Below are 15,422 nucleotides of genomic sequence, written 5' to 3' on the forward strand. Positions count from 1 at the left end.
ATGGATTGCCACCGTTCGCCCCCACCGAATGAGGACGTCCAACGAGCGTCCTCATATCGGGATGATTAGAAAAGGCACCGATGGACTTGGCGCAACAAGCGGCTTCAGTGATCGTAGCCTAGCGTAGAAAAAGAAAGACTGAGAATTGATGTTTGAGGCCTGCGCAATCGTGTCAGTTCGCGGGAGTGGCATACTCACCAATCCGCATCGTCATCCGCGGACAGGAGGATGACCGAGTCTTCGTACAACCCGACTGGCTCGACAGCGCAGGAAACATCAGCCGGCCTGAAGAAGAGGATTGAACTCATCCACGAAGCGATGGATCGGCGCCAGGGCAGCGCGAACCAGACTAACGTCGCGATCTGCAGTACTACGTTGAGACCAAAAGCGACTTGATAGGCTTGGACGGGCCTATGGCCATCATTCGCGGACCATTGCTCCAGAATAAGTCCTGTCGCGTATTGCGCCAGAAATGCCCAACCGAAGTGCCAAACGTTCAAGGCACCATTGGCACGGCCGGCAAGCTCCGGCGGGAAGTAATCCGCTATCACCGCGAAGCTGACCACTGTCGCCGTTCCGACAATTGCGACAATAGACCAAGGCAGGATGGACGGCAAAGACGCTCGCAGGATCAGGGATAACTCAGCCGCGATGAACAGCACCGCAACCATCGCTAACACCGCCTCCGCCCCGATTCCTCTCCGCTTGATGGAATGGACGGTCGTACCGAATAACCAGGCGCCAGCGCTCAATACGATGGACATCATAAAAAGCTGTCTGACGAGACTTGCGCGATCAAGCCCCTCCACGTCGGTAAACCACGGTGATGCCCACAATCCCTGCAGAGACCAGGCTGATCCGACGCACGTCGCCGACAACGGGGCCATTCGCCAGAAGCGCCGATCGCCGAGAACGGAGCCAAGAGTGGCGCGCGCTGCTGATGGGGCAACGCCTCGCTCAGGCACGACGGCATAGATGAGAATGGCCGTCGCACCGGTAGCGGCCGCTAGGACCTCAAAAAGTTGCCGCCAGCCCATCCAGGCGAGTAGGTGTTCGACGGGGACCGTAGCAGTCACCGATCCAAGCGATCCCAGCATGACCATGTAGCCGTTAAGCAAGGCGACACGCTCCCTGGGGAACCAGAGGACGATCGACTTCAGTCCTGCGGTCAACGCCGCCGCCACGCCAAACCCGATCATCGCGCGCCCGATCAAAAGCGACAGGAAGTCAGTCGATATCGCAAAGAGGCCGGCGCCTGCTGCTGCAAGCAAGAGCAGAACACTCTGGACACGACGCGGACCAAAGCGATCCAACAATATACCGACGGGGATCTGAGCGACCGCGAAAACGAGAAAATAGACCGACGTCAGCAACCCGAGGTCGGCAGTCCCAACCCCGGTATCCGAGCTGAGATGGTTGGCGATCAGAGCATTGATCGTTCGAAACAGATAAGAGAGATAGTACCCGGCTACAAAAGGGAGAAAAACGCGCGCGACGCGACGCCATGGTGTTGAGATTTGCATGCTGGCCCCTTTGCACTCTGCTCGCTCGAGCCGATAGCGCGTCCAGCTTTTGCCAGTGCGGCCCAATCGCTGCTGTCGTAGGCTAGCGTAGAAAAAGAGGGATCGGCGCGATAGCAATGCTCAGTCAGGTCTCGCCAGCCGGTTCCTGGCGACGGACATCTTCCGGAATCTCGCGCAGAAAGCTTTGCCCCTTCTGCAAACGGCGCCCGAGCGCCTCGACAAATCCTTCAAAGCGCTCCCGACCCTTTGCCTGCGCGGCCGCCTGCGCGTCGTTGGGTAGCGGCGGTGTAATCGTCAGCCAGAAACGAATGAAGAGGGCCAAGGTCTCCGCCGTCAACCCAACGTCGCGCTCCAGCCTCTGCATCTGACGCGATAGCCGATCGAGGCGGCGGGTAAACGCCGCCTCCCGCCTGTCCGCTCCATCCGGTGAGAGAAACGAAGCGACAGCCGCTTCCACGATCGCAGACCGGGAAAGCTTCTTGCGGTCGGCGAGTTCCGAGATCTGTTTCAAGAGTTCTGGCGGGAAATAGACGTTCATCCGGTCGCGCATATTGCCTCAGAGCTCCATACCGTCATTCGGGTCCAGGGCGACTTGACGGGCGACACCGCGCATCTGTTGGCGGATGAGCCGGGACTGACTGACCGCATGCTCGTCATCGTCAAGAACGGCGGCAAATTCTTCGGCTGGCGTCGGCTCGGTCGTCTCCTTGGCGATCGCGACGTGATCGGGGAGTTCGGGTTCGCGACGGAGGCCGCTGTTCGCCGTGTCATCCTCGGCCTCCGCGGCTTTGTCAGTTGGACTTCCCGTCGGCCTCGGCGTCCCGAGTTCTGACCATCCGTCCGTTCGCAATGATCGGCCGGCCGTCGCCGGATCGGGCGGCGGCAGAACCCGCTCGGTGAATCGCCGATCCTCGTAGTAGCGGACCTTCTTCGCCCGAATCGGCGCCGTCCCCGCCAGCATGACGATCTCGTCCATCGGCGGAAGCTGCATGACCTCACCCGGCGTCAGCAGCGGCCTTGCAGTCTCCTGCCGCGAGACCATCAGGTGCCCCAGCCAGGGGTTCAGCCTGTGCCCGGCGTAGTTCTTCATGGCCCTCATCTCCGTCGCCGTGCCGAGCGCATCGGAGACCCGCTTCGCGGTCCGCTCGTCATTAGTCGCGAAACTGACCCGGACGTGACAATTGTCGAGGATGGCGTTGTTGGGCCCGTAGGCCTTCTCGATCTGATTGAGCGACTGCGCGATCAGGAAACTCTTGATGCCGTACCCCGCCATGAAAGCGAGCGCAGACTCGAAGAAATCGAGCCGCCCAAGTGCTGGGAACTCATCAAGCATCATCAAGACTCGATGCTTGCGATCGCGGGCGTGCAAATCCTCGGTCAGGCGACGGCCAATCTGGTTCAGCACCAGACGGATCAGCGGCTTGGTCCGAGAAATATCCGACGGCGGCACCACAAGGTAAAGTGTCGTCGGGCGACGATCTGCGATCAGATCGGCAATCCGCCAGTCGCAGCGACAGGTCACCTGGGCCACGACGGGATCGCGGTAGAGTCCGAGGAACGACATTGCAGTGGACAGGACGCCGGACCGTTCATTTTCCGATTTGTTGAGGAGTTCGCGCGCCGTCGATGCGACCACGGGATGCGCGCCCTGCTCGCCAAGATGCGCGGTGGTCATCATCGCCTTCAGCGTCGCCTCGATGGGTCGCTTCGGGTCGGACAGGAAGGCGGCGACCCCGGCCAAGGTCTTGTCTGCCCCGGCATAGAGGACATGGAGGATGGCGCCGACCAGGATCGAATGACTGGTCTTCTCCCAATGGTTCCGCTTGTCGAGCGAGCCTTCGGGATCGACCAGGACGTCGGCGACGTTCTGGACGTCGCGAACCTCCCATTCCCCGCGCCGAACCTCCAGGAGCGGATTGTAGGCTGATGACTTAGGATTGGTGGGGTCGAACAACAGGACGCGGCCATGCCGCGAGCGGAAGCCCGCGGTTAGTTGCCAGTTCTCTCCTTTGATGTCGTGAACGATGGCCGAGCCGGGCCAGGCCAGCAACGAAGGAACGACGAGGCCAACACCCTTGCCGGACCTGGTGGGTGCAAAACACAAAACGTGCTCCGGTCCATCGTGGCGGAGGTAGTCGCGCTCAAGCTTGCCCAGCACCACACCATCCGGACCGAGAAGTCCGGCCGCTCGAACCTCCTCCAGACCAGCCCAGCGCGCCGAGCCATAGGTCTCAACATTCTTCGCCTCGCGCGCGCGCCACACCGACATGCCGATCGCCGCCGCGATCGAAACGAAGGTCCCGGACGCCGCGATGAACGCCCCCTCGGCAAAGACCTGCGGCGCATAGGCGTCGTAGACGAACCACCACCAGAAGAAGACGGGCGGGTAATAGATCTTGAAGCCCATCATTTCGAACCAGGGCCGCCCGAGCTCGGGCTGGTAGGCGAGCCGCCAAGCCGTCCACTCGGTTGCTCCCCAGATGGCGAGCAGAACGATTAGGCCGACAACGATTACCTGTCCCCACAGGATTTTGGTTCCGGACATCCCGAACGTCCTTCCGCAACTGGATTAGAGAGATTGCTAGAGGCCGAGGTCGCGCTTCCGACCAAAGCCCCATTCGATGCCACCGCCGTCCTTCACGACACCAGTGACGTGTTGGCCGAGCTTCTTTTCGAGTTCGCGCGACCAGGGCACGAGCTGGAAGCCGAGCCCACTATCGATCATGGCAAAGCGTCCCGAGGCGAGCGTCAGACGCTGGCGATATGTCCCCGCCACATGATCCCCGGAGTCAGACTTCACGTAAGGGAGGCTGGTGTCGGCCGAGACTTTTGCGGCCACCTGGTCCAGTTCACGTTGGCGCAACGTGTTCAGGAGGTCGCGCTGCAAGATGATGCGTTGGCCTTGCCGCCGCGCCAGGCCCTCCTGGACCAGATGCTCGGTACGGGCTTCCATGGCGTCGCGGGTCTCGCGGCCAAATCCGCCCATGGCGAGCGGCATGGGGTCGCGTTCGACCAGCCTGTGGTCGAGCCAGGTCGCGCCCTTCGCGGCGACCTGCTCGGCAAGATCGAGATCGGAGCGGATCGCCAGCACCATTGTCGGTCGCGGATCGCCGGCTTGACCGAAACGCCGGACTTCGACGATGCCGCCGGCCGGCGGTGCATGGTCGAAAGCTTCGAGCCCTCGGAAGCGCACGTGGTGCGCTCGTCCGTCTGTTCCGTCGATCAGGGCATAGGCCTCGCCGGTCAATTCGTCATGCAATCCACGGTCGACCAGCCGTCCGATGATCTGGGACGACGGCTGTCCACCTTCGATAATGAAGTCGGCAACGCCGCGCGCCTCCCCACGCTCGGTAAAGGCGCGGTGCATGGTCTTGATGATGTCGCCGCGCATGCCAAGGTCGCGCAAGCTCCGCTCGGCCTCAAGGCCTACCATCCATTCCCCTGGCGCGGCGGATGCGGCAAGGCCCATCCTCTCAAGGTGCCGAAGGCGACCGACCAACAGGCGCCGGATCTCGGGATCGGACTTGCCAGGATTCTCTGGGCGAAGATCGATAGCGCCGGTCTCATCGGCTGCCAGGCGGATCTCTCGATCGAGCCGTGTCCATCGTTCCGCCGTGACTTCCATCTCCAGCGCATTGCGGATCTCGTGCTCCGGTTTAGGTCCCAATTCGATGGCGACCAGTTCCTCGGCACGTGAGCGCAGGCCCTGGCTGATATAGTCGCGGGAGATCACGAGGTCCGCCCCTTCCTCATCGACACCCCGAACGAGAAGGTGGACGTGAGGGTTGTCGGTATTCCAATGATCGACAGCCACCCAATCGAGCCGCGTGCCTAGATCGGCCTCCATCTGCTTGGCGAGATCGCGGGTGAAGGCCTTGAGGTCGGTCATGTCGCCGGCGTCCTCAGGCGAGACGATGAACCTGAAGTGATGCCGGTCGTCCTTGCACCGTTCCGCAAAAGCCGCGCTATCGGCGCGGTCGCTGTCGGCATCAAACATCTCGGCCCGCTCGCCGCTCCGTGTCACGCCGTCGCGTTTCAGATACGAGAGATGGGCCGTCAGCGGCGCTGAGCGGAAGGCTCGTCCTTTGTGACGAACCACGCGCGCCTTCACAACAACGCGCCGCGTCGGGCTGAATAGCCGACTGCGGCTAAACGCGAGCCGGCCGCGGCCAAACGTCGAGCGCCCATAGGCCGCAGAGCGCCTGCCAGCCGCGGTCTGACCCGAGGCGTGTCCTGCCTTCTTCGCGGCACGTAGCACCTGGTTGATGAAGCTCTTCGGCTTCGGCGCGCGGGTGCTGCGGATGCGTCCAGGTCGAATACGCAGATCGCTGTCGCCCGCGGTCATGGCCGGGCCTCGAAAAGCGCAAAGATGCTTTCAGTGCCGAAAATGTTCTTGATCGCATTGCTCAAAATGCAGGGCGCGGCACGCGCCCCGACCGACCGGCACGGTAGAACCCAAGCCATGCCAATGGCTTGCGGTGCGACCGGCGACCCTCTTTTATCTCGCCGTCCTGCCGTCGTGGTCTCCCTGTCGCCGGTTCCTGAAAGAGCCACCTGGCAGCCAACGCGCGAAGCCCCCGCTGCTTCCGAGCGCTTGCGATAGCGATCGTTACCCGAAGGGCCGAGACACCCGAAGGGTGGCTCGGTGAGGAGCGAAGCGACGAGTAGAGCGCGGGCCGAAGGCATCGCCCATACGCCGTCAGCTCGCGAACCCGCATACTTGGTCATTGCGATGCTCCCGAATCCGATCGAGGAACGAACACGCAAATTGGCCGAGGAACTATGTGCCCGTCCTGCCGTCGTGGTCTCCCAGCGGATCCCGAAAGAACCACCGCGACCTGGCAGTTGAATTGCGAAGCCCCCACTGCTTCCGAGCGCTTGCGATAGCGATCGTCACCCGAAGGGCCGAGACACCCGAAGGGTGGCTCGGTGAGGAGCGAAGCGACGAGTAGAGCGCGGGCCGAAGGCATCGCCCATACGCCATCGGCTTGTGAACCCGCACACTTGGTCATTGCGATACTCCCGAATCCGATCGAGGGACGAACACGCCAATTGGTCGGGGGACCATGTGCGAAACATCGGGCGCCGAGATTGCAGTTGTGACACCGTTGGACGGCACGAGCGCCGGCAACCGATCGCGCGTTTTCATGAGATCGGATCGCCCGACGAATAGCGTCGCAGCTGCTATTGACTGTCCGCTGGACGTCCACCTCGGCGGCAGGTCAATGGCAAGCAGATTTGCAAGCTTTGCGACGTATCCTCGCGTCTCTTCTGGCAAAGAGCCGTCAGCGAGATGCCCTTCATAGCGAGCTGGTCCCGCGTTGTACGCGGCAAACACGCCAGGCGAACCATACCGATCGAGCAGTTCGCGCAAGTAAGCGGTGCCCGCTAGAATGTTGTCGTGCGGGTCATAGGGGTCGTTCCCGAGATTGTAACGCTCGCGATGTTCCGCCCAAGTCGCCGGCATGATCTGCATCAGGCCTATTGCGCCTTTTGGCGATCTGGCGTGCACGTCACCAGCACTTTCGATGCTGATGACCGAACCGATCCAGTTTACCGGAATTGCAAAACGCTTCGAGGCTTCGTCGACGAACGCTGCAAACGGGTTGCGTGCCTGAGCAACCGCCGGAGCTGACGCCGATCCACTCCGGGCTAGAGCAGCACTGTTCGACGCAGCGAAAATAAGCAGCAGCGACACGACAACCGAAACACGCACGCCCGATCGAGCCAGGCATGCCGTCGTGCTCGCGCCCGTCCAGGGTAAAACCGCTTCGCGCCGGTCCTGCGGTCGCCCCGGACTGCTGCGACGCGCGTCGGCCCTGCAAGCGTTGGTCGGGACGGAGGAATGGCCCCGCGATCGATCGAACAGAGGAATGGCGGGGTAAGAATATGGAACACGCACGATCACTCCTCCCATGTCCACACGGGCAGCGCACAGCCGATCACCGCCGACGCAGGCAAGAATCCAAAATATCGGCCATCCAGGGAGTCGTCGGACTGCCAGTTCATCAGAAACAGCTCGCCGTCGCCAACGACGCGGCAGCCCTGCCATTTCGGCAGCGGCCGGCCGCGTCCGTCGCGGTCGCGTGCCTCGCCCATTGCAATGTCGTCGACCGAAACTGTGAGCCCGCTCCTGCAGACCGTCTGCCCCGGCAGCGCCAGGATCCGCTTGAGCATGGGGACGCCAAGGGGCAAATAGCCGTTAAAGTCGAGGAAGGTCGCGAGCGGTTCCGGCGGCTGCACGGCGACCAATTCAGTGACTTGGAATTGGTCGGCCGGTCGAAGACGGTAGAGACCGATCGGCACGCTCGCGGATGCGTTCCAGATGTAAAGCGGAAGCGGCTCCAGGACGATTGTCGCGATGAGCGCGGCAGCGACCCCAAACGTCACGACCAGCATCATTACGCGGCCCGTCATCGCATCACCGTTTGTCGGTGAAGCCATGCCTGGTGGCGCGCTTTCGTATACGGGCGCGGGTTTTCGTTGACGGACAGGCGGTTATGAACGTGATGCCAGTGATCAGGTGCGACATCAGCGGGATCGATGCCGAGCGCCTCAACGGCATCGATCATCTGCAGCACGCGTTCGACCTTCGGCCAGCCGGTCAGACGCAGCAGAATCTCACCGCCGGGTGTCACATAAGGAACGGTTGAGCAGCGCTGTCCCGCTGCGACCGCACGCAAGATGTCGATGCGCGAAATGACCGTGCCGAAGTCGTTGGAAGTCCAACGGACGAACGCAAAGATGCTTCCGGGCGCAAATGACAGGACGCGCCGGTGACGATCAATCTTCCGTTCTTCGACAATGCGCCCGAACCGAATGCGGTTTTCGATGCGCTTCTCGAGCCACAGCACTTCCACTTCTGTGAGATCGCTCATGCGGCGGCTCCCCGACGCTGGAGCCGGCAGGCGTGAGCTTGGGGCGCGGTGGAGAGTATGTATGGCCTGCAAAGGCAAGCCAGACTGACGGACCGCCCTTGCCGGGCGCCGCCAACGCGGCTGCCGGCCTGGTCCGTTAGAAGAAATCCGAAGGATTTCTGGTTAGTAAAGTTAGAGCGGCCGGAAAGCGCAGAGAAACAAGCTCTTAAGTCCGATTCCGGTCCCCGATAGCACGAGGATCGGGTCCCCGATAGCACGAGGGTTGCGGTCCCCGATAGCACGAGCTGATTCACAGGTTGTCCTCCGGATTTGGAATGAGACCGCGCCGGCGCAGGCGTGCCGTTAAGGGAGCAACAGGCGCAGGCGCGAAGTTCAGTCGCTCGATGCCGTTCCGATCGTGCGTGAGCACGAGCTGATAGCCGGGCAATGTCTGGCGCTGGACGATCTGGCGAAGGTCGTAAGCAAAGTGCTTGAGCGGCGAGAGGATGCCGGACTTGGCATGGAGGTGCACAAGGTCAAAGCTCCAGCCGCCATCCTGGCGTCCACCGTGCTTGCGCACGAGCCGGTAGAGCCACCGCTCAAGCCCGCCCGTCAGCTCGAAATATGCGCGATCAATCGTCAGCACGAGCGCATCGTCAATGACGCCGGCATAGAACCAATCCGGCAGGATCAACTCGATCCCAAACGGGCGACCGTTTGCATCGGCTGTCTCCTTCCACTCGTTGATCCAGGAGAAGCGATGTCGTCGTCGTTCTGCCGGCTGGCGGATCGACGTCAGCACGCTCGTCGACTGAAGTCTGTCGAGACCCGCCTTCAGCCGGTCGTAGTCACGTGCGCTGGTGCCGCGGCCGACGAACGTCAAAATCTCGTAAGGCGTTGCAGCCATCAAACGCGAAGTCTTCAGACCTGCGTCACGGGCTTCGACGATCTGGGACGCGGCCCAGATCAGAACGTCTGCATCCCAGATGGTCGCCATGCCGTGTTCCGGCACGGCTTCGACACGAATTGCGACCGCACCGGCACGGAAATCGATCGGCACGACACGTTTCGTCTTGGCGAGCGAAAAGAAGGGATAGGCCATGAGATCCTGCGCGTCGCGGGGTGCAAGATCCCCGGGCAAAGCGCGAAAGAGTTCAAGCTGGTCGCGCTCGGAATGGTGTTTGCGCCGCATGGTGGTTGTTCTTAAGCGGCGATCAGCGACGTTCTTGGCCTGCATACGGGCGCAGAACCGGGTGCTTTTTAGCCGGCAGTACGGTCCCCTTCCCGGGGTCGGAGGTCGACGTCTTCGCGCCGCGGTCGGCCCACGCTTTCAGGTCATCGACGGCGTAGACAACACGTCCGCCAATCTTCCGATACGTCGGTCCAGTACCGTACGTGCGGTGCTTCTCGAGCGTGCGGCCGGACAGGCCAAGATAGCGCGCGGCCTCCGGTGTACGCAGGAATCGCGGGGGAAGACCGGCCATCGGATCGGGCATTTGAGAACTCCAGGAGGACAGCGCACTACGCTTGGCTAGGCCGGCGTGTGTGCGGTCATCATGGAGGAGCGCGATATCGGAGGGGGATGCTGAATACGGAGGGGGCGATTTTCGGCACCCCTTGGGGACTGCGCTACTCGTCCCTGCGCCCAGGCCGCAGAAGTTTGCGGTAACCACCGCGCATCAACGCGAGGCCGCCTTGCACCAGGCGGACCGTTCGATTGCGCAGATCATGCGTCTTCCACGCACGATCGGGGATTCGCTTTTTGCCGAACAGCGCTTCGGCGACAACGCGATAACTGCCGCCGGCGCTATGCGCATCGAGCGCGCGGATCGCGGCGCTCAGACGTTCGCGCCGCTGCTTAGATAATTGATGAAATGCCGGACCTGGCACGCGTCCATTCATCGCGCGCCACAGCCGTCGTGCTGCATACGCACGCGCGTCGAAATCGCCGTCAAACGGCAGTTCGGCTGCGTATGGCGCGCCGAGCGCCGGCGGCTCTTTGGACCAGACACGGTGATCTACCGCACCGATGCGCAGCACGGCATGCCAGCCGTCGACAGCGCGGCGCACCTGACCTGTTGCAAGGTCAAGCAGCGGCTGAGACGCTGAACTGCGATCGGCGGCCCAGGCAACCTTGACCGAAACGACCGCCGGTAGAACCTCGGGAGCCCAAAAAATCGTCTGCTGGTCGAAGGACCTCTGTGGGTCATGGGCGAAAGCAGATGCCCCATTTCCTCCTGAATTCGTCAGTCACTTCGCCGTTCGGACTGTTGGCGATCATCACCTCGTACTCACGCCGATAGTCGGCGTTACGGCGGAGACATTCCCAGGCGATGTCGGTGATTTCGGCGTCTTGTAGGCTCTTGTAGGATTCTGGCGACCGCCAGTCGAATTCAGGCATTGCTTCCGCCCCATTGCACGCTGCTAACAACGATTGCGCCGCAATAGGTATGAACGAGGCGGTTGTAGGAAGCCCCTAGTTTGGCACCACGTGGTGCACTGGAATGACCACCGATCAGCAAAAGAAAATAGTTCTGCCTGCAAGTCGCCAGCCGGTAGTCTTGTTCTATTTCGAGCCGGTGCCTCGTAAGAGGCGCCCTTGCTCCGTCACCCATTTGGCGCGTGTAAGATGACTCTGATATGCGCTTCGCGCACGGTCCGGCTCCCGCACCGGATCGATATGCAGCACGATTCGAGCGACTTCCATCCAGTCAGCCCCTTCGCTTTCGGCCTGCAGAAGGCGCGTGTAGGTCACCACATGCCGCTCATCGTAGGCAGTGAGAATTTGATCTGCAGGCGCAGCATCGGCGACGTCTGGGTCGAGCGGCGGCTTCCTCATAAGACTCCACGCCTTAGATTAGACAATTTCTAACACGCGGGCCGGAAGGAGCAGAAGCGTTAAAACTGTCGCAGGAGCCGTCCGGAGGGTGTTTTGTCGAGAATACTCCGTGGTGAAATACTCTTCAAGGACATGCCCTCTCGCGTATGGATATACGCGAGATACTTGCAATCAATTTGCGGAAGCTCCGGCAGGCCCGTGGTTTGTCACAGGAGGAATTGGCTCATCGTGCTGAAATTGACCGCACTTATATCAGCGCACTCGAGCGAAGCGTTTATGCGGCGGGTATCGACGTTGTCGATCGGCTCGCGCGCAGCCTGGGTGTCGAGGCCGCCGACCTGCTCACTCGCCCGCCCACAAGCGCCAAGAAGAAGACTCGGGGACAGGCCGAGTGATTGATGTCGGGCCGCTCGATCCGGCGGCCGGTTTGCGCTCACTGATGCCTGGAAGGATGAGAAGCCCCGCCCGGCGGACCGGACGGGGCTTGATGGAGTGGGCCTACTCGCCGGTCTTGCGCGGCCGCGACCAGAGCAGGGTGTAGCCTTCACCGCCTTCGTCGTCGAACAGGTTCGCGTAGATCGGCGCGTTGAACGAGGGGTCATCGAGCTTGAGTGAGAGGTAATCGCGGCCCTCCTCGGAACGCTTCGACCAGGCTGCGCCGATCTCCGCGCGACCCACATAGATGCGGTGGCTGGGAGCGTTTTCGTTGGACCGGTTGGTCTCGGCGACGATGCGGACGCCTTTGGCCTTCAGGCTCAGGGTCACGATCTCGCCCTGGAATTCGTTACCGACCTTCTTGAAAGAACCGATGTTAGCCATGTCACTTCTCCTGTTGTGTTTCGAGCCCGCGACCACCGCGGCCTCGATGGCGATCTAGGGCCGAGGACGATCGGCGACGCACCCGCTCGGGCCGGAGCGCAGCGGAGGACGCCGTTGGAGCGACTTTCTTGTCTCGCGAGGAATGGGCGAAGCCCAGGGGAAGAAAGTCGCATCAACGGCGTTGCGGCTCAGACGATCGAGGCGAAGCCGGTCTTCGGCCAGATCAAGCCATCAACGAGGCCACGTGCGTCCGGGTGCTGAACCACAATCTTACGGAGAAGCGTGGCTATCTCGGTTTTGACGAACAAGAGGTCGGAACGCTTCAGCGGGGAAAGAGAAACAATCTCCTGCAAAAGGCGGCATCGTCTCCCAAGGACCGATCGAGGTTAACGCGTCTCCGCCGCGGATGCGTGGGCCAGGCCGGATACCGCAGCTTGATCGAGGGGTTCAGAGGAGGCCTGCCTCGCCCGCGCCCAGGCTTCGATCATCCCCCGTTCACCGCGCCGATCTGCGCGTACCTGTTCGACGATGAAGGCGGGAAACGATCATCTTTCGAGGCTTGCGGTCGTAAGAACCGGTTAGGACAAGTTCTCCACCACCCCACCCGACTCTAACGGGCGGGTCTCCACCAAAGCAATCAAGCGCATCCATGACGTTACGCCAATGCAAACCGCGCCGAGGCACGCGAAGACCTCACGCCAAGCCAGCGAAGGCACCGCGACATGGGACACGGCGAACACCACATGATAGCCGGCGACCGCGGCGGGAACAGTGAATGCTGCCGCGATCGCGATGCGCAAGGCCGAGGACCGAGTAACAGCAAAGGCGACCTGGCCGAGGACTAGCGTCAGTGCACCGCCGGCCGTTGCGATAAGCAGCGCGCCGATGAGGCCGGCACCGCTCTGAAACGCCGTCATCCCGATACTCAGCGCGACGAAAAACGGCAGAGCATACACAGCGAGCGCGAAGATCGCCCAACAGAACAAACCGATGCCGAGTGTGTTGAGGACGAGCCCAAGGGCGAGCATGGTGGTGGCTCCATGTGCATAGATTTACCGGTCGCGCCTTCCACCACCACCACGGCGCAACTTCAGACCTAAATTCGAAACGAGGCGGAGTTGCGGCGCGCACAATTCCGCCTTGTTGGTTGCAGGCGACAAGACGGCGCTCACGCGCCGCCGAACCTCCAGACAGGGATACCGAGCCGCTTGGCCTTGTCAGCGAAGTTGTCCTGGATTCCTGTGCCTGGGAAATGCATGACGCCGATCGGCAGGAGTTCAAGCATGGTATCGTTTCGCTTGAACGGTGCTGCCTTGGCATGTTTCGTCCAATCAGGCTTGAAGGCGATCTGAGGCACCTTGCGGGTCGTCGCCCATTTGGATGCGATCAGTTCGGCCCCCTTCGGGGAGCCGCCGTGGAGCAGGACCATGTCGGGATGCTTGGCGTGAACCTTGTCGAGGCGATCCCAGATCAGATGATGGTCGTTGAAGTCGAGTCCTCCGGTGAGCGCGATCTTCGGTCCTGGCGGCAACATGACCTCGGTTTCGGCGCGACGCTTGGCGGCGATGAAGTCGCGGGAGTCGATCATCGCTGCGGTCAGCGTACGATGGTTCACTAGCGATCCCGATCGGGGGCGCCAGAATGAGCCGGTGTGAGTCTCGAAGCGCACTATGGCCTGATCACGGAAGAGCTCCAGGCAGTTGCGGCGCTCAATCAACGTGATGCCTTCCGCCGTGATGCGTTCGAGTTCGACCGATCGAACTTCGGAACCGTCCTGCTCGCGCTGACTCTTCTGCTGCGCCTGTTCGTTGTCGTCGAGTTGGCGACCGATGCGGTCGACGGCACGATGGAACAGGTTGACAGTCGACCAGAGCAGATCGTCGAGGTCCGGCTCGAGCCGCGTGTCGCTCAACGTGGCGACCAGGGCATCGAAGATGTCAGCGACGGCACCGGTAATGATCCTGGCCTCGGGAAGTGGCCGTGGATCGGGCTGGTCGTCGAAGGGGCGGTGACCGAAGAGCTGCAATTCTGTAAGAACACGTTCGGTCGCAGATGCGGCGTGCGGCAGTTCGATGTCATCGTGGTCGGTCATGGAGGTGATCCTTTGCCGGATCGGCCGCGACCATCGCGGCCTTCGTGGCGATCACTCAGACGGCAGGCGGAACGGGCCAGAACCCAGAGCAGAGCGGAGGGCCGAAGCGCAGCGGAGGATGGCGAAGGCCGGCTATTTTGCTTCGCGATGCAAAGCGCGCTCGCCAGATGGCTAATGTGTCTTCTCGTCGCCGGCGCGCGGCGGAAAATAGCCGGACGCAGCCGTTGCCGGCCCGAGCCGTTTGCCGTCCGATCGCCCTCTAGAAGGCCGTGGTCGCGTCCTCTTCCGGCAGTGGCCGCACCGCGACCGCCCTGTCGACGCCCATCGAATTGCCGGGGCTATTCCGCGGTTGCCATCGACGAATGCATTAAACGGGCGACGTCCTCCGGTACGAGTTGAAGTAGCAACGCTGCTCGGAGGGCCTCGAGGCCGAAGATGTGCAGATCTTCGTTGAAGTCGCCCAACCGGGGCGACAATGCGATCGCTTCAATGCCGGCGGCTTCTGCGCGCTGGGTGAGAATAGCCTGTACGGCATCTCCGGCAGAATCTGCGTCACGGGCGATATAGAGTCGGCGTAGGCCAGACGGCAGCAACATGGCTGAGAGGTGATTGGCCGAGAGAGCAGCGGTCATGGGCAAGGTCGGCAGGACATAACGCAGCGACAGCATGGTCTCGATCCCCTCGCCCGCAGCGAGCACGTCGTCCACCACGCCGAAGCGAACGGCGTTACCAAGAAGGTCGCCCATGGCCCGTCGTGGCGTGTCGATCGGGGCCTTGCCGAGCCGCACGCGATCAAAGCCGTGTGGATCTAGCCAGGTGCGATGCACGCCGGTGATCCGTCCCTCGAGGTCCGTGACAGAGCCTATCATCGCCGGCCAGGTTTCAGTCGGCAAAAGCTCGTCCGGTCGGTAGTAGCAACGTGGGTGAAAGCGCAGGCTGCCACCATGGTGGATTTGGCTTATTCCACGACGTTGCAAATACGTTTCCACCAACGTCCCTTCGATCGGACCGGATATCGCAAAAAGTCGACGGGCGGCTTCTTGCGATCCGGCCGGCACGACTGGACGAACGGGTCTCGGGAGTGATTGATCCTCAGAACGAGGCAGCTTCAGAAAGCGCCTCGCCTCCTCGGCGACCTCGCGAAAGTCTCGCAAGGCCAGACTTTCGCGGATGATGTCGAGGAGATCGCCATGTTCTCCGGTCGCGGCGTCGGTCTTATGTTCAACTGCACATAAGACCGAATATGTTGCGCCGAAGGTTATGTTGCGCATTTGCACTTGGGTGCTGTCTCG

The 15,422-nt window shown here is 61.9% G+C and carries 18 protein-coding genes; 1 reads left to right on the forward strand and 17 read right to left on the reverse strand.

Annotated features, from left to right (window positions below):
- Nucleotides 1–194 precede the first annotated feature (194 nt).
- The 12 genes from M2427_RS22255 to M2427_RS22310 form a co-directional block, all read right to left on the reverse strand.
- Nucleotides 195–1,523, reverse strand: coding sequence for an MFS transporter (locus tag M2427_RS22255; protein WP_280708816.1), 1,329 nt, complete (start codon nt 1,521–1,523; stop codon nt 195–197).
- Between the two features lie 124 nt (nt 1,524–1,647).
- Nucleotides 1,648–2,073, reverse strand: coding sequence for a CopG family transcriptional regulator (locus tag M2427_RS22260; RefSeq protein ID WP_280708817.1), 426 nt, complete (start codon nt 2,071–2,073; stop codon nt 1,648–1,650).
- A gap of 6 nt (nt 2,074–2,079) precedes the next feature.
- On the reverse strand, nt 2,080–4,068 hold the full coding sequence (locus M2427_RS22265; protein ID WP_280708819.1) for a conjugal transfer protein TraG: 1,989 nt from the start codon (nt 4,066–4,068) through the stop codon (nt 2,080–2,082).
- Between the two features lie 36 nt (nt 4,069–4,104).
- Complete coding sequence (locus M2427_RS22270; protein ID WP_280708820.1) at nt 4,105–5,868, reverse strand: DUF3363 domain-containing protein; 1,764 nt, start codon at nt 5,866–5,868, stop codon at nt 4,105–4,107.
- 663 nt (nt 5,869–6,531) lie between these two features.
- Entirely contained in the window at nt 6,532–7,239 is a 708-nt protein-coding gene (locus M2427_RS22275; RefSeq protein WP_280708821.1) for a lytic transglycosylase domain-containing protein, read from the reverse strand.
- A gap of 188 nt (nt 7,240–7,427) precedes the next feature.
- Entirely contained in the window at nt 7,428–7,940 is a 513-nt protein-coding gene (locus tag M2427_RS22280) for a S26 family signal peptidase (RefSeq protein ID WP_280708822.1), read from the reverse strand.
- Nucleotides 7,937–8,401, reverse strand: coding sequence for a DUF2840 domain-containing protein (locus M2427_RS22285; protein WP_280708823.1), 465 nt, complete (start codon nt 8,399–8,401; stop codon nt 7,937–7,939). The genes M2427_RS22280 and M2427_RS22285 overlap by 4 nt, the downstream gene beginning before the upstream one ends.
- A gap of 289 nt (nt 8,402–8,690) precedes the next feature.
- Nucleotides 8,691–9,572: a replication initiator protein A gene (locus tag M2427_RS22290; RefSeq protein ID WP_280708824.1), complete on the reverse strand. Its 882-nt coding sequence runs from the start codon at nt 9,570–9,572 to the stop codon at nt 8,691–8,693.
- Nucleotides 9,573–9,594: 22 nt separating this feature from the next.
- Nucleotides 9,595–9,876 carry a helix-turn-helix domain-containing protein gene (locus M2427_RS22295; RefSeq protein WP_092295092.1) on the reverse strand — a complete coding sequence of 94 codons (282 nt, stop codon included), beginning with the start codon at nt 9,874–9,876 and terminating at the stop codon, nt 9,595–9,597.
- Nucleotides 9,877–10,009: 133 nt separating this feature from the next.
- Nucleotides 10,010–10,450, reverse strand: coding sequence for a DUF2285 domain-containing protein (locus M2427_RS22300; RefSeq protein WP_348521941.1), 441 nt, complete (start codon nt 10,448–10,450; stop codon nt 10,010–10,012).
- A 136-nt stretch (nt 10,451–10,586) separates the two neighbouring features.
- Entirely contained in the window at nt 10,587–10,781 is a 195-nt protein-coding gene (locus tag M2427_RS22305; protein ID WP_271611473.1) for a DUF6499 domain-containing protein, read from the reverse strand.
- 165 nt (nt 10,782–10,946) lie between these two features.
- Nucleotides 10,947–11,219: a DUF2285 domain-containing protein gene (locus M2427_RS22310; protein ID WP_280708825.1), complete on the reverse strand. Its 273-nt coding sequence runs from the start codon at nt 11,217–11,219 to the stop codon at nt 10,947–10,949.
- 146 nt (nt 11,220–11,365) lie between these two features.
- Here M2427_RS22310 and M2427_RS22315 point away from each other — a divergent pair, with 146 nt between their 5' ends.
- Nucleotides 11,366–11,614, forward strand: coding sequence for a helix-turn-helix transcriptional regulator (locus tag M2427_RS22315; RefSeq protein ID WP_126259268.1), 249 nt, complete (start codon nt 11,366–11,368; stop codon nt 11,612–11,614).
- A 103-nt stretch (nt 11,615–11,717) separates the two neighbouring features.
- Here the strand turns inward: M2427_RS22315 and M2427_RS22320 are convergent, their stop codons facing one another.
- From M2427_RS22320 to M2427_RS22340, 5 genes are all read right to left on the reverse strand, one after another.
- A complete protein-coding gene (locus M2427_RS22320) occupies nt 11,718–12,038 on the reverse strand; it encodes a DUF736 domain-containing protein (RefSeq protein WP_092220534.1) in 321 nt (106 codons plus the stop codon).
- Between the two features lie 188 nt (nt 12,039–12,226).
- Nucleotides 12,227–12,391, reverse strand: coding sequence for a hypothetical protein (locus M2427_RS22325; protein ID WP_280708827.1), 165 nt, complete (start codon nt 12,389–12,391; stop codon nt 12,227–12,229).
- 225 nt (nt 12,392–12,616) lie between these two features.
- Nucleotides 12,617–13,066, reverse strand: a complete 450-nt coding sequence (locus M2427_RS22330) for a hypothetical protein (RefSeq protein WP_280708828.1) — start codon at nt 13,064–13,066, stop codon at nt 12,617–12,619.
- Nucleotides 13,067–13,206: 140 nt separating this feature from the next.
- On the reverse strand, nt 13,207–14,130 hold the full coding sequence (locus M2427_RS22335; protein ID WP_280708829.1) for a DUF2493 domain-containing protein: 924 nt from the start codon (nt 14,128–14,130) through the stop codon (nt 13,207–13,209).
- A 338-nt stretch (nt 14,131–14,468) separates the two neighbouring features.
- On the reverse strand, nt 14,469–15,422 hold a 954-nt coding region (locus M2427_RS22340), incomplete at its 5' end, for a toprim domain-containing protein (protein WP_280708830.1).

The organism is Bradyrhizobium sp. BR13661 (genome assembly GCF_029892425.1).
GTDB lineage: Bacteria > Pseudomonadota > Alphaproteobacteria > Rhizobiales > Xanthobacteraceae > Bradyrhizobium.

What these genes read in the sequence shown, in the direction of transcription:
- M2427_RS22255 (WP_280708816.1), bottom strand. Translation starts at nt 1,523, where the DNA reads ATGCAAATCTCAACACCATGGCGTCGCGTCGCGCGCGTTTTTCTCCCT.
- M2427_RS22260 (WP_280708817.1), bottom strand. Translation starts at nt 2,073, where the DNA reads ATGCGCGACCGGATGAACGTCTATTTCCCGCCAGAACTCTTGAAACAG.
- M2427_RS22265 (WP_280708819.1), bottom strand. Translation starts at nt 4,068, where the DNA reads ATGTCCGGAACCAAAATCCTGTGGGGACAGGTAATCGTTGTCGGCCTA.
- M2427_RS22270 (WP_280708820.1), bottom strand. Translation starts at nt 5,868, where the DNA reads ATGACCGCGGGCGACAGCGATCTGCGTATTCGACCTGGACGCATCCGC.
- M2427_RS22280 (WP_280708822.1), bottom strand. Translation starts at nt 7,940, where the DNA reads ATGACGGGCCGCGTAATGATGCTGGTCGTGACGTTTGGGGTCGCTGCC.
- M2427_RS22285 (WP_280708823.1), bottom strand. Translation starts at nt 8,401, where the DNA reads ATGAGCGATCTCACAGAAGTGGAAGTGCTGTGGCTCGAGAAGCGCATC.
- M2427_RS22290 (WP_280708824.1), bottom strand. Translation starts at nt 9,572, where the DNA reads ATGCGGCGCAAACACCATTCCGAGCGCGACCAGCTTGAACTCTTTCGC.
- M2427_RS22295 (WP_092295092.1), bottom strand. Translation starts at nt 9,876, where the DNA reads ATGCCCGATCCGATGGCCGGTCTTCCCCCGCGATTCCTGCGTACACCG.
- M2427_RS22305 (WP_271611473.1), bottom strand. Translation starts at nt 10,781, where the DNA reads ATGCCTGAATTCGACTGGCGGTCGCCAGAATCCTACAAGAGCCTACAA.
- M2427_RS22310 (WP_280708825.1), bottom strand. Translation starts at nt 11,219, where the DNA reads ATGAGGAAGCCGCCGCTCGACCCAGACGTCGCCGATGCTGCGCCTGCA.
- M2427_RS22315 (WP_126259268.1), top strand. Translation starts at nt 11,366, where the DNA reads ATGGATATACGCGAGATACTTGCAATCAATTTGCGGAAGCTCCGGCAG.
- M2427_RS22320 (WP_092220534.1), bottom strand. Translation starts at nt 12,038, where the DNA reads ATGGCTAACATCGGTTCTTTCAAGAAGGTCGGTAACGAATTCCAGGGC.
- M2427_RS22330 (WP_280708828.1), bottom strand. Translation starts at nt 13,066, where the DNA reads ATGCTCGCCCTTGGGCTCGTCCTCAACACACTCGGCATCGGTTTGTTC.
- M2427_RS22335 (WP_280708829.1), bottom strand. Translation starts at nt 14,130, where the DNA reads ATGACCGACCACGATGACATCGAACTGCCGCACGCCGCATCTGCGACC.